The 24371-nt window shown below is 66.6% G+C and carries 23 protein-coding genes; 20 read left to right on the forward strand and 3 right to left on the reverse strand.

Going from position 1 to position 24371, the window contains the following annotated elements; all coding sequences use genetic code 11:
- From ACP92_RS18440 to ACP92_RS18510, 15 genes are all read left to right on the forward strand, one after another.
- A complete protein-coding gene (locus ACP92_RS18440) occupies positions 1 to 1761 on the forward strand; it encodes an ApeI family dehydratase (RefSeq protein ID WP_013235646.1) in 1761 nt (586 codons plus the stop codon).
- Positions 1758 to 2546 carry a glycosyltransferase family 2 protein gene (locus ACP92_RS18445; protein ID WP_013235647.1) on the forward strand — a complete coding sequence of 263 codons (789 nt, stop codon included), beginning with the start codon at positions 1758 to 1760 and terminating at the stop codon, positions 2544 to 2546. Before ACP92_RS18440 ends, ACP92_RS18445 begins: the two co-directional genes overlap by 4 nt.
- A complete protein-coding gene (locus ACP92_RS18450) occupies positions 2543 to 3505 on the forward strand; it encodes an LpxL/LpxP family acyltransferase (protein ID WP_013235648.1) in 963 nt (320 codons plus the stop codon). The genes ACP92_RS18445 and ACP92_RS18450 overlap by 4 nt, the downstream gene beginning before the upstream one ends.
- Complete coding sequence (locus tag ACP92_RS18455) at positions 3492 to 5072, forward strand: HAL/PAL/TAL family ammonia-lyase (protein ID WP_048348619.1); 1581 nt, start codon at positions 3492 to 3494, stop codon at positions 5070 to 5072. Before ACP92_RS18450 ends, ACP92_RS18455 begins: the two co-directional genes overlap by 14 nt.
- Complete coding sequence (locus tag ACP92_RS18460; RefSeq protein ID WP_013235650.1) at positions 5065 to 5529, forward strand: acyl-CoA thioesterase; 465 nt, start codon at positions 5065 to 5067, stop codon at positions 5527 to 5529. The genes ACP92_RS18455 and ACP92_RS18460 overlap by 8 nt, the downstream gene beginning before the upstream one ends.
- Entirely contained in the window at positions 5526 to 6137 is a 612-nt protein-coding gene (locus tag ACP92_RS18465) for an outer membrane lipoprotein carrier protein LolA (protein ID WP_013235651.1), read from the forward strand. Before ACP92_RS18460 ends, ACP92_RS18465 begins: the two co-directional genes overlap by 4 nt.
- Positions 6130 to 8562, forward strand: coding sequence for an MMPL family transporter (locus ACP92_RS18470; protein WP_013235652.1), 2433 nt, complete (start codon positions 6130 to 6132; stop codon positions 8560 to 8562). Before ACP92_RS18465 ends, ACP92_RS18470 begins: the two co-directional genes overlap by 8 nt.
- Positions 8559 to 9128: a DUF3261 domain-containing protein gene (locus ACP92_RS18475; protein WP_013235653.1), complete on the forward strand. Its 570-nt coding sequence runs from the start codon at positions 8559 to 8561 to the stop codon at positions 9126 to 9128. Before ACP92_RS18470 ends, ACP92_RS18475 begins: the two co-directional genes overlap by 4 nt.
- Before the next feature lie 13 nt (positions 9129 to 9141).
- Positions 9142 to 10341 (forward strand): beta-ketoacyl-[acyl-carrier-protein] synthase family protein, encoded by a 1200-nt coding sequence (locus ACP92_RS18480; protein WP_013235654.1) that lies wholly within the window; start codon positions 9142 to 9144, stop codon positions 10339 to 10341.
- Entirely contained in the window at positions 10338 to 10811 is a 474-nt protein-coding gene (locus ACP92_RS18485; RefSeq protein ID WP_041311165.1) for a hotdog family protein, read from the forward strand. Before ACP92_RS18480 ends, ACP92_RS18485 begins: the two co-directional genes overlap by 4 nt.
- Positions 10808 to 11545 carry a 3-oxoacyl-ACP reductase FabG gene (gene fabG / locus ACP92_RS18490; protein WP_013235655.1) on the forward strand — a complete coding sequence of 246 codons (738 nt, stop codon included), beginning with the start codon at positions 10808 to 10810 and terminating at the stop codon, positions 11543 to 11545. Before ACP92_RS18485 ends, fabG begins: the two co-directional genes overlap by 4 nt.
- On the forward strand, positions 11542 to 12786 hold the full coding sequence (locus tag ACP92_RS18495; protein ID WP_013235656.1) for a beta-ketoacyl-ACP synthase: 1245 nt from the start codon (positions 11542 to 11544) through the stop codon (positions 12784 to 12786). Before fabG ends, ACP92_RS18495 begins: the two co-directional genes overlap by 4 nt.
- 55 nt (positions 12787 to 12841) lie before the next feature.
- Positions 12842 to 13285: a hypothetical protein gene (locus ACP92_RS18500; RefSeq protein ID WP_013235657.1), complete on the forward strand. Its 444-nt coding sequence runs from the start codon at positions 12842 to 12844 to the stop codon at positions 13283 to 13285.
- Positions 13286 to 13292: 7 nt separating this feature from the next.
- Complete coding sequence (locus tag ACP92_RS18505; RefSeq protein ID WP_041311167.1) at positions 13293 to 14003, forward strand: 4'-phosphopantetheinyl transferase family protein; 711 nt, start codon at positions 13293 to 13295, stop codon at positions 14001 to 14003.
- Positions 14004 to 14133: 130 nt separating this feature from the next.
- Complete coding sequence (locus tag ACP92_RS18510) at positions 14134 to 14892, forward strand: hypothetical protein (RefSeq protein ID WP_013235659.1); 759 nt, start codon at positions 14134 to 14136, stop codon at positions 14890 to 14892.
- Between the two features lie 118 nt (positions 14893 to 15010).
- On the opposite strand, the gene ACP92_RS18515 is transcribed toward ACP92_RS18510, so the two are convergent.
- From ACP92_RS18515 to ACP92_RS18525, 3 genes are all read right to left on the reverse strand, one after another.
- On the reverse strand, positions 15011 to 16648 hold the full coding sequence (locus tag ACP92_RS18515; RefSeq protein WP_041311169.1) for a methyl-accepting chemotaxis protein: 1638 nt from the start codon (positions 16646 to 16648) through the stop codon (positions 15011 to 15013).
- A 304-nt stretch (positions 16649 to 16952) separates the two neighbouring features.
- The gene (locus tag ACP92_RS18520; protein WP_013235661.1) at positions 16953 to 18023 is read right to left on the reverse strand and encodes a maleylacetate reductase; all 1071 of its coding nucleotides are present in this window, start codon (positions 18021 to 18023) and stop codon (positions 16953 to 16955) included.
- Between the two features lie 65 nt (positions 18024 to 18088).
- Positions 18089 to 18955 carry an intradiol ring-cleavage dioxygenase gene (locus ACP92_RS18525; protein ID WP_041312192.1) on the reverse strand — a complete coding sequence of 289 codons (867 nt, stop codon included), beginning with the start codon at positions 18953 to 18955 and terminating at the stop codon, positions 18089 to 18091.
- Between the two features lie 117 nt (positions 18956 to 19072).
- Between ACP92_RS18525 and ACP92_RS18530 the strand changes: the two genes are divergently transcribed.
- From ACP92_RS18530 to ACP92_RS18550, 5 genes are all read left to right on the forward strand, one after another.
- On the forward strand, positions 19073 to 19990 hold the full coding sequence (locus ACP92_RS18530; protein WP_013235663.1) for a LysR family transcriptional regulator: 918 nt from the start codon (positions 19073 to 19075) through the stop codon (positions 19988 to 19990).
- Positions 19991 to 20101: 111 nt separating this feature from the next.
- Positions 20102 to 20683 carry a chalcone isomerase family protein gene (locus ACP92_RS18535; protein WP_013235664.1) on the forward strand — a complete coding sequence of 194 codons (582 nt, stop codon included), beginning with the start codon at positions 20102 to 20104 and terminating at the stop codon, positions 20681 to 20683.
- Positions 20680 to 21924 (forward strand): MFS transporter, encoded by a 1245-nt coding sequence (locus ACP92_RS18540; protein ID WP_013235665.1) that lies wholly within the window; start codon positions 20680 to 20682, stop codon positions 21922 to 21924. Before ACP92_RS18535 ends, ACP92_RS18540 begins: the two co-directional genes overlap by 4 nt.
- Positions 21921 to 23480 (forward strand): cryptochrome/photolyase family protein, encoded by a 1560-nt coding sequence (locus tag ACP92_RS18545; RefSeq protein WP_013235666.1) that lies wholly within the window; start codon positions 21921 to 21923, stop codon positions 23478 to 23480. The genes ACP92_RS18540 and ACP92_RS18545 overlap by 4 nt, the downstream gene beginning before the upstream one ends.
- A 235-nt stretch (positions 23481 to 23715) precedes the next feature.
- On the forward strand, positions 23716 to 24351 hold the full coding sequence (locus tag ACP92_RS18550; protein WP_013235667.1) for a response regulator: 636 nt from the start codon (positions 23716 to 23718) through the stop codon (positions 24349 to 24351).
- The last annotated feature ends 20 nt before the right edge of the window (positions 24352 to 24371 follow it).

Genomic DNA, 24371 nt, shown 5'->3' on the forward strand with positions numbered 1-24371 from the left:
ATGACGGCCGCCCCACGGCTGGACCTGCTGCAACTGCCGTTCCTGGCCTTTGCCGGCGCAGACGTGATCGGCTGGCGTGATGGTGTGGCGGTCACGCACGCGTCCTGGCGCGCCGAGCTGCGGCGCTGGCAGCACCTCGTGCAGACCACACCGGGACAGCGCATGGCGCTGTTCCACCACGACACCCTGCAGTTCGCGGCGGCCCTGTTCGCGATCTGGCTGGCGGGCAAGACGGCCTACCTGCCCAGCGACGCCCTGCCCGACACCTGCCGTCAACTGCAAGGTGAGGTCGATGCCTTCCTCGGCGAGTTCGGGGCGCATTGTCCGGCCTTGCACCCTGCCGGCGATGCAGCGGAAGGCGATACGCCCGACGCCTGGCCGACCTTGCGCGCCGACTTTGGCGGACTGGTGGTCTATACCTCAGGCAGTACCGGTCTGGCCCAGGCCATTCCCAAGCAACTGGGCCAGATGGCCAATGAAGTGGCTACGCTGGAGGCGCTCTTCGGCGCAATCGTGGGCGAGGCCGAGGTCATCGCCACGGTCTCGCACCAGCATATCTACGGCTTGCTCTTCAAGGTCTTGTGGGCGCTGTGCGCGGGACGTCCGGTGCACGCGGGCAGCGCCTTCTTCCCGGAAGACCTGCAGCGCATGGCCGGCGCGCGCCCGTGGATACTGCTGTCCAGCCCGGCGCATCTGAAACGCCTGCCCGAACAGGGCGCCCAGCCGGATGCGCGCCAGCTGCGCGCCATCTTTTCCTCCGGCGGTCCATTGCCGGCCCAAGCTGCCGCCGATAGCGCGCGCCTGCTGGGCCAACGCCCGCTGGAAATCTATGGCAGCTCCGAGACCGGCGGTATCGCCTGGCGTCAGCCGCAGACCGATCCCTTGCAGCGTCAGGAACACTGGCAAGCCATGCCAGGCGTGGAGGTACGGCTGGGCGCCGAGGGCGAGCTGGAGGTACGCTCGCCCCACCTGCCCGATAGCGCCTGGTTCGGCATGGCCGACCGCGCCGCGCTGGTGCCAGGCCAGCCAGGACAGTTCGAACTGCGTGGACGTAGCGACCGCATCGTCAAGCTGGAAGAAAAACGCATCTCGCTGACCCGCATCGAGCAACTGCTCAACGCCAGTCCGCTGGTGGAAGACGTGCGCGTGATCGTCCACCAGGGCCGCCGGGCGCGCCAGTTCATCGCCGCCTTCGTCGTCCCGAGTGCGCCCGCGCACGCCATGCTCGCCGCGCAAGGCAAGCTGGCGCTCAATACGGCCCTCAAGGCCGTATTGGCCGGCGCCATCGAATCCATCGCCCTGCCGCGCCTGTGGCGCTACCTGCCGGCGCTGCCGGTGAACCCGCAAGGCAAGGTCACGCTATCGGCGCTGACTGCGCTGCTGGAGAGCCCCGCGGCCGCTCCCGTAGTCAGCGCCCCGACCCTGCCGCAGGTCAGCGAACTTGAACGCAGCAGCGAACATGTGCAACTGGCGCTGGATATTCCTGCCGACCTGCTCTATTTCCGGGGCCACTTCCCCGGTTCGCCCATCCTTCCGGGCGTGGTGCAGACCGACTGGTCGCTTGCCCTGGGTCGGCGCTACTTCGACCTGCCGCCGCACTTCCTGGGGCTGCAGGCCTTGAAGTTCCAGCGCGTCATCACGCCGGGCATGCGCGTGCTGCTGGACCTGCAATTCGAGGCGGGCAAGTCGCAGCTGTCCTTCCGCCTGCATTCCGAGGGCGGCCAGCATGCCAGCGGACGCTTCCTGCTGGGGGCGGCATGAACGCATCGGTCGCCCACCGCACCGTGGTCGTGATCCCGGTGTTTGACCACGAGCACGCCATCGGCGCGGTCGTGGCCGCCGTGCGCAGCCATGGCCTGCCCTGCATCCTGGTCGACGATGGCTGCAGTCCGGGCTGCGCCGCAGTGCTGCGCCAACTGGCTGCGGCCGACCCGCAAGCGACCACCCTGCTGGTCCATCCCCACAACCAGGGCAAGGGCGGCGCCGTCATGACCGGCCTGCGCCACGCCGCCGCCGCCGGCTACACGCACGCGCTGCAGATCGACGCCGACGGCCAGCATGACAGCGCCGATATCCCGCGTTTCCTGGCCGCTTCGCAGGCGGCTCCGCAAGCCGTCATCAACGGCAGGCCGGTCTACGACGAGAGCGTCCCCAAGGGGCGGCTCTACGCCCGTTACCTGACCCACGTGTGGGTGTGGATCAATACGCTCTCGCTGGAAATCGTCGATTCGATGTGCGGCTTCCGGCTTTATCCGCTGGCGCCGACGCTGCAGCTGATCGACCGCACCACCATCGGCCGCCGTATGGATTTCGACACCGAGATCCTGGTCCGTCTCTACTGGCGCGGCCTGCGCGTGCACAACCTGGCCACGCGGGTGCGCTATCCGGCCGATGGTGTCTCGCACTTCCAGGTCTGGCTGGACAACGTGCTGATCTCGCGCATGCATGCCCGCCTGTTCCTGGGTATGCTGCTGCGCGCGCCGCTGTTGCTGGGGCGTAGCTGCTGGCGCCGCCTGGGCGTGGGCGTGGGCGGACGCAAGCCATGAGCGCCCCCTCGCGCACGCGCCACTGGGCGCAGATCAACGAAGTCAGCTTCGTGGCCGGCATGCGCTTGCTGTTTGCGGTCTATCGCCTGCTGGGCCGGCTGCCCTTCCGCCTCATGCTCTATCCGGTGCTGTGCTGGTACATCGCCGTCAATGGTCCGGCCCGCTGTGCTTCGCGCCGTTTCCTCGAGCAGGTCCGGCGCTATCGCCCGGACTTGCCGCTGCGGACCGGCATCGCCGGGGTCTTGCGTCACTTCGCCGCATTCGGGGAAAGCCTGCTCGACAAGATGCTGCTCTGGGGTGGCCTGTTCCCGGTGGAGCGGGTCCAGCTGCACGGCAGCGCCCACATCACCGACGCCATCGCCGCCGGACGGGGCGGGCTCATCATCTGCACCCATCTGGGCAACCTCGAACTGTGCCGCGTGATCGGCCGCCAGCATCCCGCGCTCAAGCTGACGGTGCTGGTCCATACCCGTCATGCCCAGGCCTTCAACCAGATGCTGGCCCAGCTCGATCCGGGCAGCCAGCTCAACCTGATGCAAGTCACCGAGATGTCGCCGGCCACCGCCATCGTGCTGGCCGAGAAAGTGGCCCAGGGCGAGTTCGTGGTCATTGCCGGCGACCGGGTCCCGGTCTCGCCCCAGCCACGGGTCGCGCATGCCTCCTTCATGGGCAAGAATGCGCCGTTCCCGATCGGCCCCTATGTCATGGCGGCGCTGCTGCAATGCCCGGTCTACCTGATGTTTTCGCGGCGCAGCGCCGAGGGCGCGGAGGTGAGCTTCGAGGCGTTCCGCCAGCAGATCATCCTGCCCCGCAAGCAGCGCGACCAGGTCCTGGCAGAGCTGGCCGCCGCCTACGCAATACGACTGGAAGCACATTGCCTGCAAGCGCCCTACCAGTGGTTCAATTTCTATGATTTCTGGGCCGATTCGGCCCTGGACGAACACCATGCCTCACACTGACCTGACTTCTTCGGCCAGCAGCACCCCCATCCGCTTCGGCGCCCAGCCGCTTGCCATCGAGGATGTGGTTGCGCTGGCGCGGCGCGAGCGCAGCGCGCAACTGCACGACGCCCCCGACTTCCGCGCGCGCATCGCACGCGGCGCGGACTTCCTGGACCGCCTGCTGCGCGAAGATGGCACCATCTATGGCGTCACCACCGGCTATGGCGATTCCTGCACGGTCACCTTGCCGCCCGAGCTGGTGCCGGAATTGCCGCATCACCTCTACACCTACCACGGCTGCGGCCTGGGTGCGTTGTTCACGCCGGAGCAGGCGCGCGCCATCCTGGCCGCTCGTCTGAACTCCCTGTGCCAGGGTTTCTCGGGCGTGAGCGTGGCGCTGCTGGAACAGATCACCGGCCTGCTGCAGCACGACCTGCTGCCACAGATTCCTTGCGAGGGTTCGGTGGGCGCCAGTGGCGATCTCACCCCGCTGTCCTACCTGGCCGCCGTGCTGTGCGGTGAACGTGATGTCTGGCGCGAGGGCGCCACCGTGCCCGCCGCCCAGGCGCTGGCGGCCGCCGGCATGACGCCGCTGCGCCTGCGTCCCAAGGAAGGCCTGGCCATCATGAACGGCACCGCCGTCATGACCGCGCTGGCCTGCCTGGCCTTCGACCGCGCCCGCTACCTGTGCCAGTTGGCCACCCGTATCACGGCCATGAGCAGCTTCACGCTGGATGGCAACGCCCACCATTTCGACGCCACCCTGTTCTCGGCCAAGCCGCATCCGGGCCAGCAGCAGGTGGCGGCCTGGCTGCAGCGCGACCTGCCCTGCGGCCAGGCGCACCGCAATGAAAAGCGTCTGCAGGATCGCTACTCGGTGCGCTGCGCGCCGCATGTGATCGGGGTGCTCAACGACGCCCTGCCGTCACTGCGCCAGTTCATCGAGAACGAACTCAACAGCGCCAACGACAACCCGCTGATCGACCCGGACGGCGAGCGTGTGCTGCATGGCGGCCATTTCTATGGCGGCCACATCGCCTTCGCCATGGACAGCATGAAGACCGCCGTGGCCAACGTCGCCGACCTGCTCGATCGCCAGATGGCCCTGATGGTGGACCAGCGCTACAACAACGGCTTGCCGGCCAACCTGTCCGGCGCGCAGGGTGCGCGCGCACCCATCAACCACGGTCTGAAGGCGCTGCAGATCAGCGCCTCGGCCTGGACTGCCGAAGCCCTCAAGCTGACCATGCCGGCCTCAGTGTTCTCGCGCTCCACCGAATGTCACAACCAGGACAAGGTCAGCATGGGGACCATTGCCGCGCGCGACTGCCTGCGTGTGCTGGAGCTGACCGAGCAGGTCGCCGCCGCGCTGCTGATCACGGTGCGCCAGGGCGTATGGCTGCGCAGCCAGCGCCAGCAGGTCGGCGACACGCCCTTGCAGGATCTGCCGGCAGGCCGCCTGGCCGCGATGCAGGCGGCGCTGTCCGAGGATATCGCCGTGGTCGCCGAAGACCGCATGCTGGAACCCGACCTGCGCCTGCTGCTGCAGCGCATCCGCGCCCAGGCCTGGAGCCTGTATGACTGAGACCGTCCTGCCTGCGGGCAAGCTCACCCTGGCCAATTCGCCCTGGCGCGGCGAAGTCGAATTGCAGATCCAGTTCTATGACCTGGACCCGATGGAAATCGTCTGGCATGGCCGTTATGTCGAATACATGGAAGCCGCGCGCTGCGCCCTGCTCGACGGCATCGGCTACAACTATCCGGCCATGAAGCAATCCGGCTATGGCTGGCCTGTGATCGACCTGCACCTGCGCTATGCCGCGCCGGCCCGCTTCGGCCAGCGCATCCGCGTGAAGGCGGCCATCGTCGAATGGGAAAACCGCCTGCGCATCGATTACCTCATCAGCGACGCCGCCAGCGGCGCCCGCCTGACCCGCGCCTCCACCGTCCAGGTGGCGGTGCAGATGAACAACCACGAGATGTGCTTCGTATCGCCGCCGGTGTTGTGGCACAAGCTCGGACTGACGCCTCCTGCCCCATGAACACACGCTCCCTCCTCTGCTCGCTGGCCTTGCTGGCGCTCCTGCCCACCGCCCGCGCCGCCGCGCCCGTGCAACAGATCCAGGCCACCCTGGCCAAGCCGGCCGTGATGTGCGGACGCTTCGACCAGACCAAGCAGCTGACCGGCATCAAGAAGCCGCTGCAGGCCTATGGCCGCTTCTGCGTCCTCAAGGGGCGCGGCATCCTGTGGCAGACGCTGCAACCGTTTCCCAGCACCCTGCGCATCACCCGCGACGCCATCGTGCAGATTCAGGATGGCCGCGTGGCCATGAAGCTCGATGCGCAGCAGGAACCGGTGGTGAAGATGATCAACAGCGTCCTGTTTTCGCTGCTGGCGGGTGACCTGAGCCAGCTTGACCAGCTCTTCGAACTCGACGGCAGCCTGCGCGACGGCCACTGGCAGGTCGCCCTCAAGGCGCGCCAGCCGGCGCTGGCCAAGGCTATCGGCGACATCAGCCTGGCTGGGGCCAGCTATGTGGACAAGGTCAGCATGAAGGAAGCCAGCGGCGACCGCACCGACATCAGCTTTTCCGCCATCAAGACCGGAGAGGGCGCGATGACGGCAGAAGAAGGAGCGCTGTTTGACTAAGCCGGCCCGCCACCTGCAGCGACTGCCGCGACTATTGGCGCTGGCCTGGCTGCTGGCCGTGCTGCTGGTGGCCGGCCATAATGCCTGGCTGTGGCTGGGCCAGCGCGCCAGTCCCGACACCGACATCCTGGCGCTGCTGCCGGGCGCCAGCAGCAAGGACGCCGTACGCCAGCAGGCCTTCTCCCACATGGTCGACTCGGCCCAGCAAAAGCTGGTGGTGCTGGTCGGCGACCGCGACTGGAAGCGCGCCCAGGCTGGCGCACAGGCTTACCTCACGGTCCTGCATGCGCATGCCGACCTGGTCGCGCCCATCAACGACGACAGCGCGCAATGGCAAAGCCAGTGGCTGGGCAGCCTGGACCGCAGCCGCAGCCTGCTGCTGGGCGACGCCCAGCGCGCCCAACTGGCCACGACAACGGCGCAGCAGTGGAACCAGCGCGCCCTGGGCGGCCTGTACGGCGCCTTTGGCGGCCCCCGCCTGGGCGCCTGGCAGGATGATCCCTTCGGACTCTTCGGCGACTGGGTGCAGGAGCGCGCCAGGGAGACGCCGGTGCGCCCGCGCGATGGCATGCTCTTCGTGGAACGCGATGGCGTGAGCTACGCCCTGCTGCTGCTGGAGTTGAAGGCCCCGGCCTTCTCCATGCAGGCGCAGGAGCAGGTGGTGCCGCTGCTGGCGCAGGCGCGGCGAGCCGCGCGCACCCAGGCCGGCGAAGTCGTCAGCGGCGGCGTAGTCTTGCACGCCGCCGCCGCCAGCGCCCAGGCCAGCAGCGAAAGCGCCACCATCGGCGCGGGTTCGCTGCTGGGCATCCTGCTGTTGATGTGGCTGACCTTCCGTTCGCTCAAGCCTATCCTCTACATCGCCCTGTCCATCGCCGTCGGCTGTCTGGGTGCGCTGTCGGTGAGCATGCTGGTGTTCGGCAAGATCCATCTGCTGACCCTGGTCTTTGGCGCCAGCCTGATCGGCATCGCCCAGGACTATGGCATCTACTTCCTCTGCGCGCGTCTGGCCGCGCCGGCTACGCAGGACTCGGCCACCCTGCTGCGACGTCTGTTGCCGGGGCTGGCGCTGATGCTGCTGGCGGCGCTGATCGGCTATCTCGGCATGGCCTTGACGCCCTTCCCCGGCTTGCAGCAGATGGCCGTGTTCTCGGCGCTGGGACTGGTGTTTGCCTGGCTGACCGTGGCCTGCTGGTTCCCGCAGCTGATCGGCCCGCAGACCCTCTGCGCAACGCCGCGTGCGCAAGGCTTCGGCCAGAGCATCGCGCGCTGGCCCGACCTGCTGGGCGGCTTCGCCTGGCACCTGGTCCTGCCCGCTGCGGTGGCGCTGATCGGGCTGGCCATCGCCGGCGTCGCCCGCCTGCACAGCAGCGATGACATCCGCGCCCTGCAGAAGAGTCCGCCCGAATTGCTGCAGGATCAGATGCGCATCAGCCAATTGCTGGAGTTGGCCGCGCCGGTGCAGTTCTACCTGGTGCGCGGCGCATCGGCCGAGGCCGTGCTGCAACAGGAAGAAGCCTTGCGCGAGAAGCTGCAAGCGCTGGTGCAGCGCAAGCTCATCACTGGCGTGCAGGCAGTGTCCAACTGGGCGCCCTCGCAACAGCGCCAGCAGGACAACCTGGCCCTGCTGCGGCGAGCGCTGCTGGAGCCCCAGGGCGAATCGCCCGACGCCGTCACGCTGACCGCACAAGCCATCGGCGAGAGCCCGCAGTGGGCGCAAGCGCTGCGCCAGCGCATGCTCGACAAGACCCAGCCGATCACGCCCGAGGAATTCCTCGCCACCCCGGCCGGGGCAGCCTCGCGGCACCTGTGGCTGGGCCAGGTGGACGGCCAGTTCGCCAGCATCGTCGCCCTGCGCGGGTTGACCGACTATCGCCAGCTCGGCCAGCTGGCCGCCGTCGCCGAGGGGATGCCAGGGGTGCAATGGGTGGACAAGGTCGGCGAGATCTCGTCGGTGCTGCGCCAATACCGGATCTACATGGGCTGGGCGCTGCTGTGCGCCTACGCCGCCATCTTCGCCCTGCTGGCGCTGCGCTACCGCCGCCGCGCCTGGCGCGCGCTGGCGCCGCCGCTGCTGGCCTCGCTGCTGACGCTGGGCCTGTTCGGCTGGCTGGGCCAGCCGCTGCAACTGTTCCACGTGCTGGCCGGACTGCTGGTGCTGGGACTGGGCGTGGACTATGGCATCTTCCTGCTCGAATCATCCCGGGACCAGCGTCCGCATGCCTGGCTAACCGTCGCTCTGTCGGCAGCCAGCGCGCTGCTGTCCTTCGGCTTGCTGGCCTTGAGCCACAGCCCGCCGCTGCACGCCTTTGGTCTCACCATGCTGTGCGGCATGCTGCTGGTGTGGCTGCTGGCCCCGCTGTTCACCCATCCCGGCCCTGCCGCGCACGCTACGCCAGACGCGCAGCCGGACAAGGAATCCGCATGAAGCCCACCCTCCTGCTGGCCGCCGCCAGCGCCGCCATGATCCTGCTGCTGGGCGGCTGCGCCAGCCCGGTTACGCCCGATACCCGGCCGTCGGCTCGGCTGTCGCTGCGCCTGGCGCCGGCCGCCCTGGGACAGAGCATCAGTCTGCAACAGCACCTGAAGGTGGAGCGCGGCAGCCGCATCGACGAACTCGATACCGCCCTGGAAATCGATGCCGAGCATCTCGACCTGGTCGGCCTGGCGTTCGGCCAGCGTGTCATGTCGCTGCACTTCGACGGGCGGCAACTGCAGGTGTGGCGGCATGCCCTGCTGCCCAGCCAGGTACAGGGCGAAGATGTGTTGCAGGATGTGCAACTGACCCTGTGGCCCGCCGAGGCCATCCGCCAGGCGCTTCCCGAGGGATGGGAGTTGCGCGAAGCCCAGGCTCAACGTACTCTCCTGCTCCACGGCGAAAAGATTGCCGTGATCGACTATCCCGACCAGCGACGCTGGGGCGGCACAGTGATCCTGAACAATCTGCGTTACCACTACAAGCTGACGATACAGTCAGTGGTGACCTCTGAATGACATCGCCACACGCATGAGCCTTTATCTGAACGCCCTCGGCATGGTCTGCCCGCTCGGCAGCGCGCATGACGCCATCCGCACGCGCCTGCTGGCCGGCGTGAGCGGCCTGCGCGCCGATGCGCGCTACCTCGATGCCCATGGCGAGCCCTTGGCCCTGGGCGCTGTGCCCGATGACACGCGCCTTCCCGAGGACGACCACCTGCCGCTGCGCGAACGCAGCCGCAACAACCGCCTGGCCCTGGCCGCGCTGCAACGCATCCGTGTGCAGGTCGATGCCGCCATCGCGCGCTATGGCGCAGAGCGCATCGGCATTGTGCTCGGCACCAGCACCTCCGGCATCGCCGAAGGCGAAGCCGCCTTTGCCGCACGCGCAGCCAGCGGCAGTTTCCCGCCCGGCTATCACTACGGCCAGCAGGAGCTGGGTTCGCCCGCCACCGCGCTGCAACTGACGCTGGGCACCACGGGTCCGGCCTATGTGCAATCGAGCGCCTGCGCCTCCAGCGGCAAGGCCATCGCCAGCGCCGCGCGCCTGCTCAACATGGGGCTGTGCGATGCGGTCCTCTGTGGCGGCGTCGATACCTTGTGCCAATTCACCATCGCCGGCTTCACCGCGCTGGAATCGGTGAGCGCGCAGCGCTGCAATCCGCTCTCGCTGCATCGCCAGGGCATCAACATCGGCGAGGGCGCGGCCCTGTTCCTGCTCACGCGTGAACCGGCGGCGGTGCAACTGAGCGGCTGGGGCGAGTCCTCCGACGCCTATCACATCTCCGCGCCCGACCCCGAAGGCCGGGGCGCGCAACTGGCCATCGGCCAGGCCCTGCGTCGCGCTGGCCTCACCGCGAGCCAGATCGACTACATCAACCTGCACGGCACGGCCACGCCGCAAAACGATGCGATGGAATCGAAGGTGGTGCAGGCGCTGTTCGGCCTGGAGGTGCCGGTGAGTTCGACCAAGCCCTTCACCGGCCACACCCTGGGTGCGGCCAGCGCCATCGAAGCCGGACTGTGCTGGCTGTTGATGCAGGATGACAACCCGGACGGCCTGCTGCCGCCGCATCTGTGGGATGGCGTAGCCGATCCGGCGCTGCCGGCGCTGGCGCCGGTCCAGGTCGGACAGCGGCTGGGACGGCCGCTGCGGCATGTGCTCTCCAATTCCTTTGCGTTTGGCGGCAGCAACGTGGCGCTGGTATTTTCGCGCGGGGAGAACGCATGAGCCCGACCCTGCCAACGATCCCGCCGATCGAGCAATTGCTGCCGCACGCCGCGCCCATGATCCTCATCGACCGCGTAGTGGCGGTCAATGAAGAACAGCTGCAGGCCGAGCTGGAGATCCGCCCCGACAGCCTCTTCCACACCGGCAGCGGTGTGGGCGCGTGGGTGGGCATCGAATACATGGCCCAGAGCATCGCTGCCTGGGCCGGTTACCAGGAACTGCGCCAGGGCGGCCGCGCCAAGATCGGCTTCCTGCTGGGCGCGCGGCGCTACAGTTGCTCGGTACCGGAGTTTGTCACCGGCCTGCGGCTGGGCGTGTCGGTGCAGTTGCTGCTGCAGGCGGAGAACGGACTGGGGTCCTTCGACTGCCGCATCACCGACCTGGCAACCCAACAAGAACTGGCGCAAGCCACCGTGTCGGTGTTCCAGCCGCACGATGCAACACACTATCTTCAAGAAGGCATGGCATGACCACAACGGGAGCACACAGCATTTTCGTCACCGGCTCGAGCCGGGGCATTGGCCGCGCCATCGCGCTGCGCCTGGCGCGCGAAGGATACGACATCGTCCTGCACTGCCATGCGCGGCGCGACGCCGCCGACCAGGTCGCGGCCGAGATCGCCGCGCTGGGCCGCCAGGTCCGCGTGCTGCAATTCGACGTGGCCAATCGCGAGCAGGCCGCGCAAGTCCTGCTGGCCGATGTGGAACAGCACGGCTGCTACTACGGCGTGGTCTGCAATGCCGGCATCACCCGCGACAACGCCTTCCCCGCCATGCCCGGCGAAGACTGGGACAGCGTGCTGCGCACCAACCTGGATGGCTTCTACAACGTGCTCAATCCTTTGGTCATGCCCATGGTGCGCCGACGTGCGGCGGGCCGCATCGTAACCCTGGCCTCGGTGTCGGGACTGATCGGCAATCGCGGCCAGGTCAACTACAGCGCCGCCAAGGCCGGCGTCATCGGCGCCACCAAGGCGCTGGCGCTGGAACTGGCCAAGCGCGACATCACCGTCAATTGCGTCGCCCCCGGCCTGATCGATACCGACATGACCGAAGACGCCCCCATCGATGAGATCCTCAAGCTGATCCCCGCCCGCCGCGCTGGCAAGCCCGAGGAAGTGGCGGCCGCCGTGGCCTTCCTGATGTCGCCGGATGCGGCCTACATCACGCGCCAGGTGATCTCGGTCAATGGAGGCCTGGCATGACGCGTGCCCGCACCGAGCGCCGGGTAGTCGTCACCGGCATGGCCGGCATCAGTCCCATCGGCACCGACTGGAATAGCGCGCTGGCGCAGTTGAAGTCCGGCAGCAACGCCGTGCAACGCATGCCGGGATGGGATGAATACGTCGGCCTGCACACCCGCCTGGGCGCACCGGCGGCGGAGTTTTCGCTGTCCGAACGCTATAACCGCAAGACCACCCGCAGCATGGGCCGGGTCGCCCTGATGGCCACCCGCGCCAGCGAGTGGGCGCTGGCCGATGCCGGGCTGCTGGACGATCCCCTGCTCAAGAGCGGGCAACTGGGCATCGCCTATGGCTCCTCGGCCGGCACCCCTAACGCGATTGCCGACTTCGCCATGATGTTCGCCGAAAAGAATACCCGCGACATCAACGCCAACACCTATCTCAAGATGATGGCCCACACCGCGCCGGTCAACATGGGAGTGTTCTTCGGCATCACCGGCCGCATCATCACCACCTCCAGCGCCTGCACCTCGGGCAGCCAGGGCATCGGCTATGCCTACGAGACCATCCGCAGCGGCCGCCAGCTGGCCATGGTGGCCGGCGGCGCGGAAGAACTGTGCGCCACCGAAGCGGCGGTGTTCGACACCCTCTACGCCACCAGCGTGCGCAACGACACGCCCCAGGTCACGCCCAGCCCCTTCGATCGCGACCGCGACGGCCTGGTGCTGGGCGAAGGCGCCGGCAGCCTGATCCTGGAAGACCTGGAACACGCCCAGGCGCGTGGCGCGCACATCCATGCCGAAATCGTCGGCTTTGGCACCAACAGCGACGGCGCCCACGTCACCAATCCCAATGCCGCCACCATGCAGGCCGCCATCCAGATGGCGCTGGACGATGCCGGCCTGCCCGCCTCGGCCATTGGCTACATCAACGCCCACGGCACCGGCACGCGCCAGGGCGACGTCGCCGAGACCCAGGCCACCGCGCGCGTATTCGGCAAGGCCACGCCCATCAGCTCGCTCAAGAGCTACATGGGCCACACCCTGGGCGCCTGCGGGGCGCTGGAAGCCTGGCTGTCCATCGAGATGATGCGCCACGGCTGGTTCGCCCCGACCATCAACCTGCAGCATCCCGACCCCGACTGCGGCGAACTGGATTACCTCACCGGCAATGGTCGGGCGCTGGAGTGCGAGTACGTGATGTCGAACAACTTTGCCTTCGGTGGCATCAACACCTCGCTCATTTTCAAGCGCTGGCCCTGAACCGGGCCTGCTTTGCAGTTCCCCTGTCTCCACCCATCACAAGGAAAACAAAGCCATGAAGACCTCCTCCCTCGCCCTTGCTGTGACCCTCGCGCTGAGCGCCGCCCTGCCAGCCCAGGCGCGCGACACCAAGCACCTGCTGCCACTGGACAGCGCCAGCAGCATGAAGGACAAGGAAGGCGTCCTGGATGGCTCGGTCAAGTTCTATTTCGCCGGCCAACCGCACCCGGCCGTGCTGGAAAAGATCTCTACCGATGTCACCAACATGAAGACCAATGCCTTCGGCAAGAGCGATGAAGAAGCCTGCAAATGGGCCTTCCTTTCGGGCCTGGTGCAGCTGCACAAGAAGGCCAAGGAGCTGGGCGGCAATGGCGTGGTCAACATCGTGAGCTACTACAAGAAGAACGAGATGGCCAGCGCCACCGAATTCGAATGCCATGCCGGCGCGACCATGGCCGGGGTCGCACTCAAGGGCGACATCGTCAAGCTGGGCAAGTAAGCCGGCAATGCCCTCCAGCCTGGCCTGGATCGTGGATGGCCGCCGCATGGTCCAGGCGGGCCGGCGCGCAGCCATCCCGGCGCACCTGGCGGCGCTGCTGTCACCCAGCGAACGCAGCCGCCTGCAGGGTTTCCGGCGCGCGCCACGCGCCTGCGAATTCCTGCTCGGCCGGCTGCTGATGCGCCGTGCGCTGATGCAGGGCAGCGCTGGCCGTCTGGAAGAGATCGAGGTCGAAGAGCGGCCCGGCTATGCCCCCATCGTGCGCATCGCCGGAGTGCTGGCCGATGGCGTCGCACAGCCCGCCGTGAGCCTCTCGCACAGCCGTGGCTGGATCGCCTGCGCCATCGGGATGGGCACGCCAATCGGCGTGGATATCGAAGCGCCACTGGCTGGACGCGATCTGGCCACGCTGGCCGGGCACGCGTTCACGCCGGCAGAGCTGTCCTGGCTGGCGCTGCAGGCCAAGGACGACGCCGGATCCAGGGAAGACGCCTTCTATCGCCTGTGGTGCGCCAAGGAGGCCGAATACAAATACCGTCACCACGCCGGAGAGCACCATGCACTCGCCGCCAGCGTGCCGCCCACGCTGCATCATGAACGACAGCCGCATTACCACCTGTGCATCTGCAGCAGGGCGGAAGCCGGGCAGCACCGCAGCGAAGAGATCGCGCTGGAGGCCTTGCTGGAATGGACCGCGGGCCGCGGCTCGAGCGGCTGATCCATCTTCCGGGCAAACGCCATCAACACAGTAGCCAGCTAGTAGCAACCAGGTAGCAATACAGCAGCAGCAACACGGCAGCAATACACAAGAACACACAACCACGCTGACACATCAAGGGGAAAACCATATGTCCGCATCACGCACCTGGCTGCTTGCAGCCGCCACCCTCCTGTTGACCACCGCCTGCTCCACGCCGGAAGAGCGCATGGCCAAGCTGCAGATCAAGCAGCAGCGGCTGGAAATCAAGGCGCAGCAGGCGGCCCAGCGCAACGAAGTCATCAGCAAGGCGCAAGGCGCGGCGGTCATCGACCAGCGCGCTCCGTTCGAAAACGTCCTCAAGGCCCTGGCCAATTGCGACGCCAGCTTTGCGGCCACCCTGGGCCAGTTCCCGGAAGCCTTGTCGCCCGCCTTCGTGGTCACCAGGAAGGGCAAGATCGCCAGCATCGACGTGCCTGACCGCCGCACTCCTGGCCGCGACCGCGTCGCCGCTGCCGGTAGCGCCCTGGCTTATGGCCAGACCCTGAGCGCCTACTATGACGAAAGCGTCGAGATCAACGGCCAGCCGCAGAAGATCAGCTGGGGCTTCTACAGCCCCTCCACGCCGGAACAGCTGGCCAGGATCCTGGGCGCGGCCATTCCCAACTTCAAGCGCACCAGCCGCGAACTGAACGGCAACTACGTGCGCATGGAAATCTTCGATCGCGGCGGCTGGCATCGCACCACCCGTTTTGATTACTACCGCGGCCAAGCCAATGTGCTGGGTGAACGCACCCTGGTCATCGAACCCTCGCGCGACCCCGCCTTCCCTGGCAGCCGCATCGGCTGCTCGGTGCGTGGATCACAGGTGGCCCAGTTCCAGGATGAATTGCGGCCCGAGGTGGATTGATATCTGCTGAAAGGCTAGGACTGCCGTGCGGTTCCATGCGTCCTGCGCCCGGCAGCACGCTCTGCAAAAACAGAACGGCCGCTGATGCGGCCGTTCTTTTGCTTCCTTCCTTGCTACTTCACTTCAGCGCCAGCGATCGCCCGACCGGCAGGTTGGCACGCCGGCCCATCGCGCCGACCACCGCTGAGACCGGACCCGGAGCCGGCGAATGAGCGAGCTTGAAGGTGGACACCAGTCCCGCCAGCTGCTCTGCTTGCGTCTTCATCGAGTTGGCTGCCGCTGCAGCTTCTTCGACCAGGGCCGAATTCTGCTGGGTGGCTTCATCCATATGCGTGATGGCCAGATTGACCTGCGCGATGCCATGACTCTGCTCCTGGCTGGCGTGCGAGATCTCGGCCACGACATCGGTGACGCGCTTGACGCTGGTGACCACGTTTTCCATGGTCGCACCGGCCTGCCCCACCAGGCTGCTGCCCTGCTCGATCTGCCCGACCGAATCATTGATCAGGTCGGTGATCTCCTTGGCCGCCGTGGCGCTTCTTTGCGCCAGGCTGCGCACCTCCGAGGCCACCACCGCGAAGCCGCGACCTTGCTCGCCGGCGCGGGCCGCTTCCACCGCCGCATTCAAGGCCAGGATGTTGGTCTGGAAGGCAATGCCGTCGATGACGCTGATGATGTCCACGATCTTGCGCGAGGAAGCATTGATGCCTTCCATGGTGCTGACCACCTGCCCCACCACCTGCCCGCCCTGGCTGGCCACGTCCGAAGCCGACACCGCAAGCTGGCTGGCCTGGCGGGCATTGTCGGCATTCTGCTTCACCGTCGACATCAGTTCTTCCATGGCCGAGGCCGTCTCTTCCAGCGCGCCGGCTTGCTGTTCCGTGCGGGAAGACAGGTCCATGTTGCCGGTCGCAATTTCGGCCGAGGCTTGCTCGATGGCGTGCGTTCCTTCCCTCACCTTTCCGACGATGGCGGCCAGGTTGTCACGCATCTTCTTGATGGCGAACAGCAGACTGGTGGTGTCGCCCGGCTTGGCGTCGACATCCGCAGTGAGATCCCCTGAGGCGATCTGCTGGGCAATGTCAGCCGCATAGGCCGGTTCGCCGCCCAGTTGCTTGAGCAGACTGCGTGTGATGACAAATGCGACAAGGGCAGAAATGACAGCCACGATGCCGGTCAGCACGGCAACCAGCGAGGAGGCCATCGCCGCCATATCGACCGTCGTCTGATGCGCCTTGATGTTGTCGGCATCGGCCTCTTCGATGACCTTGTTGATATCCAGCACGATCTGGCGGCGCAGCGGGCTGCATTCGTTGACCAGGAAGTCGCGGAACTCTTCCATCTTGCCACTCTCCCGGTAGATGCGCGGCCGTTTCAGTTCTTCGGCCATCTGCAGCAGGCCGGTGCGCACTTTGTCAAATCCCTTGTGGCCGACGAAATGCGGTTCCATGTCTTTGAGGGCCTTGAGGTAGATCTGCTTCTGCTCATCGACGATGGCCAGCTCTTTCTGCGCGTCGGCCTCGGTACGGAATACATAGGCATTACGCGCCGCCAGGCCGGTCTGGTCGAGCGCTTCCCGCGCCAGGTACAACGGCAGGAGCCGCTCGACCTGGACGTCGTCTGCGGCCTTGATGGAGCCTGTCAGCCGGTTGATGCTGAACAGCGAAATGCCGGCCAGTATGATCGTCAGCGTCAGCAGCAAAGCAAACCCCAGTGACAGCTTGGTGCCGATCTTCATGTTCTTGAATCCACTCATGGATGTTCCCTCCGAATTAATCATTAATACGAGTTTTCGATAGAAGTGAATTCAGTGAGAATCAATCTATGTCGGAACCGACTATAGACGAAGCCCTGCGGCAAGGATTTAGGAGAATTCCTGATAGGGACGAGCTTTGATGCGATAACGACAAGCAATGCGAGTTATCGGCGTAGGGAAGGGAAAGGAAGTGCCTCCGCGCCAGCATGGCGGGCCGCGCAGGCCAGCGCTCTGTGCGGATGTGGATGGGAATCGCTGCCAACGAGCCCTAGACGCCCCTGCACACGCCAGGCCTAAGACTGGCTCAGTCGCGCCCGCCCGCTGGCGGACGCCCATGCCAGGCATCCTCCAGCAGGGCATGCAGGGCTTCGCGCTGCAAGGGACGCGGATTGGCATAGGCATTCTGCAAGGCGATCTCGGTGCATTGCGCCAGGGCCTCATAGGGCATGCCCAGTTCCTTCAGGGACAGCGGGGCGTGCAAGGCGCGCGCCAGCGCATAGACGCCCTGCGCGGCGTCCTCGACCCCGAGGGCGCGCGCAATGCGCTGCATCGCCTGCGGGGCGGCGGCAGCGTTATAGGCCAGCGCATGCGGCAGGATCACCGTGTGCGTCTGCGCATGTGGCAAGTTGTAGCTGCCGCCCAGCGTATGGCAGAGCTTGTGATGCAGCGACATCCCCACATTGCCCAGCACCGTGCCGCACAGCCAGGCGCCATACAGGCAGCGGCTGCGGGCGTCGATATCGTCGGCGCGCGCGGCCAGCTGCGGCAGACCTTCGGCCAGGGCGCGCAGACCTTCTTCGGCCAGTAGCGACATGATGGGATTGGCGTCGGGCGCATACAGACCCTCGGCGGCGTGCGCCATGGCGTTGATGCCGCTGGTGACCGACAGGTCCAGCGGCAGCCCCAGGCTCAGCGCGGGATCGTAGATGACCGTGCGCGGCAGCACCCGGGCATCGCGCCCGGTCTTCTTCCGTCCCGCCTCGGTGAGGCCATAGATCGGCGTCATCTCGCTGCCCGCGTAGGTGGTGGGAATGGCCAGGATAGGCAGTTCCGACTCCAGCGCAATGGCCTTGCCCAACCCCATGGTGGAGCCGCCGCCGATGGCGATGGCGCAATCCGCGCCCAGCGCGCGGGCGACCTCGCGGGCGTGGCGGGCGGTTTCTATCGGCACGTGCATCACCGCCTGGTCGAAGATGCCGGCGCAGCGCGCACCGATGAGGGCGGCCACGCGTTCGGCCTCGGCGCGCTGACCGGGCGTACACAGCACCAGGGCGCGCTGCGCGCCCAGCAGTTCGGTCTCGCGCACCAGGTGCTGCAGGCTGCCGTGGCCGAAGATCACGCGGGCGGCGGCGCTGGTATAGGTAAAGGCTTGCATGGCGATAGGCTCGGTGGGCTCAGTAGGCGCGAAGGCTGGTCGTTGGCGTGCGTGACGTCGTCAGCCTACTTGCGCAGGGGATTGAGGACGAAATCATAGTCCAGCGTATAGAACGGCTGCTCGCACTGTGTGCCGTCGGGAGCCGTGCCGGCGGGATGGCACGGCCAGTCGGCGATGAGGGTGGAGCGTACGCCGAAGACCGCGTCCGAATCGAGATAAACGTCGTCACGCCGGAAGACGTGGGTGATGAGCGTTTCATATCCCTCGGCCTGGATGCGGAAATGCAGGTGCGCCGGCCGCCAGGGATGGCGACCCAGCTTTTCCAGCATCCGTCCCACCGGACCGTCATGGGGAATCGGATAGGGATTGGCCAGGATGCTGCGGAAATGATAGCGCCCCTCGGCGTCGGTGAAGAGCGTGCCGCGGGCGCGGTACTGGTCCAGGTCGGCGTATTGCACGTCATAGAAGCCGTTTTCATCGGCCTGCCAGACTTCCATGCGGGCATGGGCCAGCGGCCGGCCATTGCGCCCGCGCACGCTGCCGCTGACGAAGCAGGGCTCGCCCTTGGCGCCATTGGCGATATCCGCGCCCAGCGGGTACTGCGGCGCATCTTCGACGTGGAAGGGGCCGAACACGGTGGCCTCGGTGCATCCGGCGGGCTTGTGGTTCTGCTGCGCCATGACCAGGGTGGACAGGCCCAGGGTGTCGGAAAGCAGGATGAACTCCTGGCGCTGGTCCGAGCAGATCTGCCCGGTCTCGGTGAGGAAATCGATGCCGGCAAACCATTCTTTCTCGGTCAGCTTGACCTCGCGGGCGAAGGCGTGCAGATGCTGGACCAGGCTGGTCATGATCTCGCGCAGGCGTTGGTCGGTCAGCCAGGCGTGGCGGGACAGGACGGCTTGGGTGATGGTGTCTTCGTTCAGGTTGAGCATGGTCTCCTCCTTGGCAGGATGCATTATTTTTCCGGTGAACGGTAATATAAAGGGCAGTTGCGCCCGGATATATGCACAAATCGGAAAACTGTTTTCCACTTCGGGCCAGGAGCTGGCATGGATCGCTGGAGTCAATTCGAACTGTTCGTCCAGGTGGCCGAACTGGGCAGCCTGTCCCGCGCGGCCGAAGCGCTGGGCCTGTCCAATGCCGCCGCCAGCCGGGCGCTGGCGGCCCTGGAACAGCGCCTGGGCGCGCGCCTGGTGGAACGCAGTACGCGCCGGCTGGGCCTGAGCCGTGCTGGCGAGGACTTCTACCGCCACTGCAAGGCGGCGCTCACGCAGATGAAGGAGGCCGAGCAACAGGTCAACGCCGCCAGCGCGGCGCCCAGCGGCACGTTGCGCATCACCTCGTCGCTGTCCTTCTGCATGAAGCACATCAGCCCGCTGCTGCCGCGCTTCCACCAGCGCTATCCCGAGGTCAGGCTCGAGGTCATCGCCGCCAACCGCTACATGGACCTGCTCGACAGCGATATCGACCTGGCCATCCGCACCCGCGAATTCGAACCCGACGCCAACATCGCCGTACGCCGCCTGGCCACCACCCGCCGCATCCTGGCGGCCGCGCCAGGCTACCTGGCCGCACGCGGCACGCCGCGCACCTTGGATGATCTGGCCCAGCATGACCTGCTGGTCTACAGCCACGCCAAGGAGCCCAACCGTCTGCATCTGAGCGGACGCGACGGCAGCCAGCGCACGCTGGAAATCAAGAGCCTGATGCAGTCCAACGATGGCCAGATCATCCGCGCCGCCGCCCTGGAGGGCTTGGGCATCCTGATCCAGCCCAACTACATCATCTACGACGACATCGTGGCGGGCCGCCTGGTGCCGGTCCTGGACGAATGGGACCTGCCCCGCCTGAGCATCAACATCGCCTATCAGGGACGCAAGCATCTGCCGGCCCGGGTCAGGGTCTTCATCGATTTCCTGGTACAGCATTTCGAAGAGATGGACTACGAGCGGAAATGGACGCGCTGAGCTGCGACGCCGAAAAATACCTTTCGGTAAATAATAATACCGATCAGTAGCAAACCCTTGCGATTGAGGTTAAGCTAGCGCATGGCTGCCATTTCACCAGGAGTCGTTCCCATGTCCATCGCTTGCCTCTCCGCTTGCCCCTCCGTCTTCCTGCGCATGCGTTCCGCACGCCTGGCCGCGTGCGTGCTGCTGCTGGCCACCGCCCTGGCGGCGCTGCCCGGCCACGCTGCGGCGTCCTGGCGCGAGGCCCTGCCTGCGGCCCAGCCCATCGGCAGCGGTACCATGACCTGGCTGGGTTTCCGCATCTACCAGGCCACCCTGTGGGCGAGGCAGCGGCCGCTGGATCCCAGCCAGCCCTTTGCCCTGCAGCTGGACTACAAGGTCAAGATCAGCCGCGACAAGCTGGCCAGCACCTCCGTCGAGGAAATCCAGCGCATGAGTCCCACGCCCATCGCCGCGGCCACGCTGGCGCGCTGGAAGGAAGAGCTGGTGCGCGCCTTCGTCGATGTGGCCGATGGCGATGAGCTGGTAGGCCTGTACCTGCCGGGGCGCGGCATGCGTCTCTACGACCGCGACAAGCAACTGGCCGAGATCGCCGACCCCGAGCTGGCGAAAGCCTTCTTCAACATCTGGCTGGGCCAGCCCAGCCGCGACGAGGGCCTGCGGCGCCGCCTGCTGGGGGAAAATCCTTGAGCACTGCCGCCAGGCGCGGCCAGGACGCTGCCTACGGCTTGCTGGGCGCACCGCTGGCGATGGCGGCCTTGCCGCTGTTCGTCCAGATCCCGGCCTACTACGCCAGCCATGTCGGCCTGGCGCTGGCGCCGCTGGGCTGGGTGCTGTTCGGTGCGCGCCTGCTGGACATGCTGCAAGACCCCGTGTTCGGCCACCTGCTGGATCGCTCGGCGCAGCGCCAGAAGCGCTGGATGGCCATGGCGGGCGCCGTGCTGGCCGTGGCCTTCGTCTGCCTGTGGAAGCCGCCGCATGATCCGCAAGCCGCCATGCTGTGGCTGGTGGCCATGCTGGTGCTGGCCTACGGGGCGCATAGCATGCTCAGCATCGCCTACCTGTCGTGGGCGTCGCGACTGCCGGAGAAGGGCTTGCGCGCCGTCGCCTGGCGCGAGGCGGCGGGACTGGCCGGGGTGATCGTGGCCAGCGTGATCCCGGCCGCCATCCTCGCGGCCGAAGCCAGCCAGATCGATGCGCGCATCACCTTCTACTGCGCCGGCTTTGCCGCCTTGCTGGGGCTGGCATTGCTGGTGCTGCTGCGGCAGAACCCGCCGCCGCCGCAGGCCGACGGCCATCACTGGAAGAGCGCCCTGCGCGGCCTGTGGGAGACCCCCGCCTTCCGCACGCTGTTGCCGCCCTACCTGCTCAATGCCCTGTCGGCAGCGATTGCGGCCACGCTGGCGCTGTTCTTCATCGAGGATCAATTGCAGCAGGGCCGGCTGGCCGGGCTGTTCCTGGCGGCCTACTTCGGCGCCGCGGCGCTGGGCTTGCCGCTGTGGGGCGCGCTCTCGCGCCGCGTCGGCGCGGTGGCCTGCTGGCGCTATGCGATGCTGCTCTCGGTGGCCGGCTTCATCGGCGCAGCGCTGCTGGGGCCGGGTGATCGCCTGGCCTTCCTGGCGGTATGCCTGGCCACTGGCGCAGCGCTGGGGGCCGACCTGCTGCTGCCGCCGGTGCTGCTGGCGCGCTCGGTGCGGCAGGCGCAGGCCGTGGGCGTCGCCTTCGGCATCCTCACCATGCTGGGCAAGCTGGCCCTGGCGCTCTCCGGCATCGCACTGCCGCTGCTGGCGGCGCTGGATTACCGCCCGGGCCAGGGTCCCAGCGTGAGCTTGCCGCTGGTCTATGCGCTGCTGCCCTGCCTGCTCAAGCTGCTGGCCTGGCAGGTGCTGGGGCGCTATGGCCGCCGCTTTCCTGATTCCGGACAGGCATGAGCAAGGACCCTTCCGCCCCGCCCCGGGCCGCCACGCTGCGCCTGATCCTGGGCGACCAGTTGAACCCCCGGCATTCCTGGTTCGACCAGTGTGACGACCAGGTGGTCTACCTGCTCATGGAAGTACGCAGCGAGACCGACTATGTACTGCACCACGCGCAGAAGGTCCTGGCCCTCTTTGCGGCCATGCGCGACTTCGCCGCGCGTCTCAAGGCTGGCGGCCACCGGGTGCGCTACATCCGGCTCGACGACCCCAGCAACCGCCAGTCGCTGGTGGACAATCTCAGCGCCCTGGCGCGGCACTACCAGGCCAGCCAGGTGCAATGGCAGGCCCCCGACGAGTGGCGTGTCGATGAGGCGCTGCGGCAGTGGGCGCAAGCACAGCCGCTGCAAACCTCCATGGCCGACAGCGAGCACTTCCTCACCGATCGCCACGAACTGCCCCGCCTCTTCAGCGGCCGCAAGCAGTGGCTGATGGAACATTTCTACCGCCAGATGCGGCGGCGCTTCGAACTGTTGCTGGAAGCCGACGGCAGCCCGACCGGCGGCCAGTGGAACTTCGACCACGACAACCGCAAACGCTGGCCCGGCACGCCCGCCGAGCCGGCCGACTGGCGCCAGCCGCACGATCACAGTGCGCTCTGGGAGATGCTGCAGGCCTGCGCGGTGCCGACCTTCGGCGATCCCCAGGCCAGCCAGTTGCGCTGGCCGCTGAACCGCGAAGAAGCGCTGGCGCACCTGGAACACTTCATCACCCATGCCCTGCCCTGCTTCGGCGACTTTGAAGACGCCATGAGCAGCCGCGCCCAGCGGCTGTTCCATTCGCTGCTGTCGTTCGCCCTGAACGTGAAGATGCTGCATCCGCTGGAAGTGGTGCGGCGCGCCGAAGAAGCTTACCGCGAGGGCCAGGCGCCGCTGGCGGCGGTGGAAGGCTTTGTGCGCCAGATCATCGGCTGGCGTGAATACGTGCGCGGCATCTACTGGTCGCAGATGCCCGGCTATGAAGACCGCAATGTGCTGGACCATGGACTGCCGCTGCCGGCCTGGTTCTGGACTGGCCAGACCCGCATGCGCTGCCTGCAGCAGGCCATCGGCCAGTCCCTGCAGAGCGCCCACGCCCATCACATCCAGCGCCTGATGGTGATCGGCAATTTCGCGCTGCTGGCCGGCCTTGATCCCAAGGCCCTGCACCAGTGGTACCTGGGCGTCTACATCGATGCCTTCGAATGGGTGGAATTGCCCAACACCCTGGGCATGAGCCAGTGGGCCGACGGCGGCATCATCGCCACCAAGCCCTATGTCAGCAGCGCCGCCTATATCGGGCGCATGAGCGACTATTGCCAGGGCTGCGCCTACGACCCCAGGCAGAGGCATAGCGAGGACGCCTGTCCTTACAACGCCCTCTACTGGGATTTCTTCCTGCGCCACCAGGAGCGCTTCGGCAAGAACGCCCGCATGGGCATGGCCTACCAGCAGCTACGCAAGATGGATACGCAGGAACTGGCCCGCCTGCGTGAACGCGCGGCTCACCTGCGCGAACGCCTGGACCAGCTCTGAGGCGGCGGCGGGCGTCGCGGGAGCCGACGCAGGCGGCTGAAAAATAACAGAAACTGACGAAGTCGCACGAAATCGCTGCATAATGCAAAGAAAAAGTTCCATCCAGCACAAGTGTCGTCCCGTCATCGGGAAATCTCTCCTCGGCACTGTTGTTTTTGAAGAAAAACGATTATATTGAATTTAAATTCTATCTAATGAATTTGATTTATTTGTGTAAAACACTGATAATAGAGCTATGAAAACCGCAAAGACTAGCAGCCCCGAGGTGTGTACCACGCAAGAAGCGGCCCACATCCTTGGCATTTCGGTGTCCTCGGTTCAGCAACTGGTGGAAGCCGGCATCATCGAAGCCTGGAAGACCAAGGGCGGCCACCGCCGCATCCCGTTGACCGCCGTGCACGCCTACAAGGCTACGCCTGGCAGCGCTGGCGATGCCGGTGAACACGGCCGCAGTCACGTCGCGCAGCGCGCCGGCAATGGCCGCACCGCCGTGCTGGTGATCGAGGACAACCAGTTGCAGCGCGAGCTGTACGCCAAGGCACTGGCCTCATGGGGGCTGCCGCTGGACCTGGTCTATTGCGAGAATGGGTACAAGGCGCTGCTGGAAATCGCGCGCAGCAAGCCCGATGTGGTGCTGGCCGATATCGTCATGGAAGGCATGGATGGCTATGAAGTCGTCAAGACCATCCTCAACGATCCGCAGCTGCGCGATGTCAGCATCGCCATCGCCAGCAGCCTGGACAAGGACGAGATGGCGCAGCGCGGCGGTATTCCGGCGGGGGTGGTGTTCTTCCCCAAGCCGATCAATTTCGATGAACTGCGCGGCTACATGCGTGCCTGCTGTGCCCGCAGGGAGCGCGAAGCCCGATAAACCAACGGCGAAGGCCAGAG

Origin of the sequence: Herbaspirillum seropedicae, from assembly GCF_001040945.1 — a bacterium.
GTDB lineage: Bacteria > Pseudomonadota > Gammaproteobacteria > Burkholderiales > Burkholderiaceae_D > Herbaspirillum > Herbaspirillum seropedicae.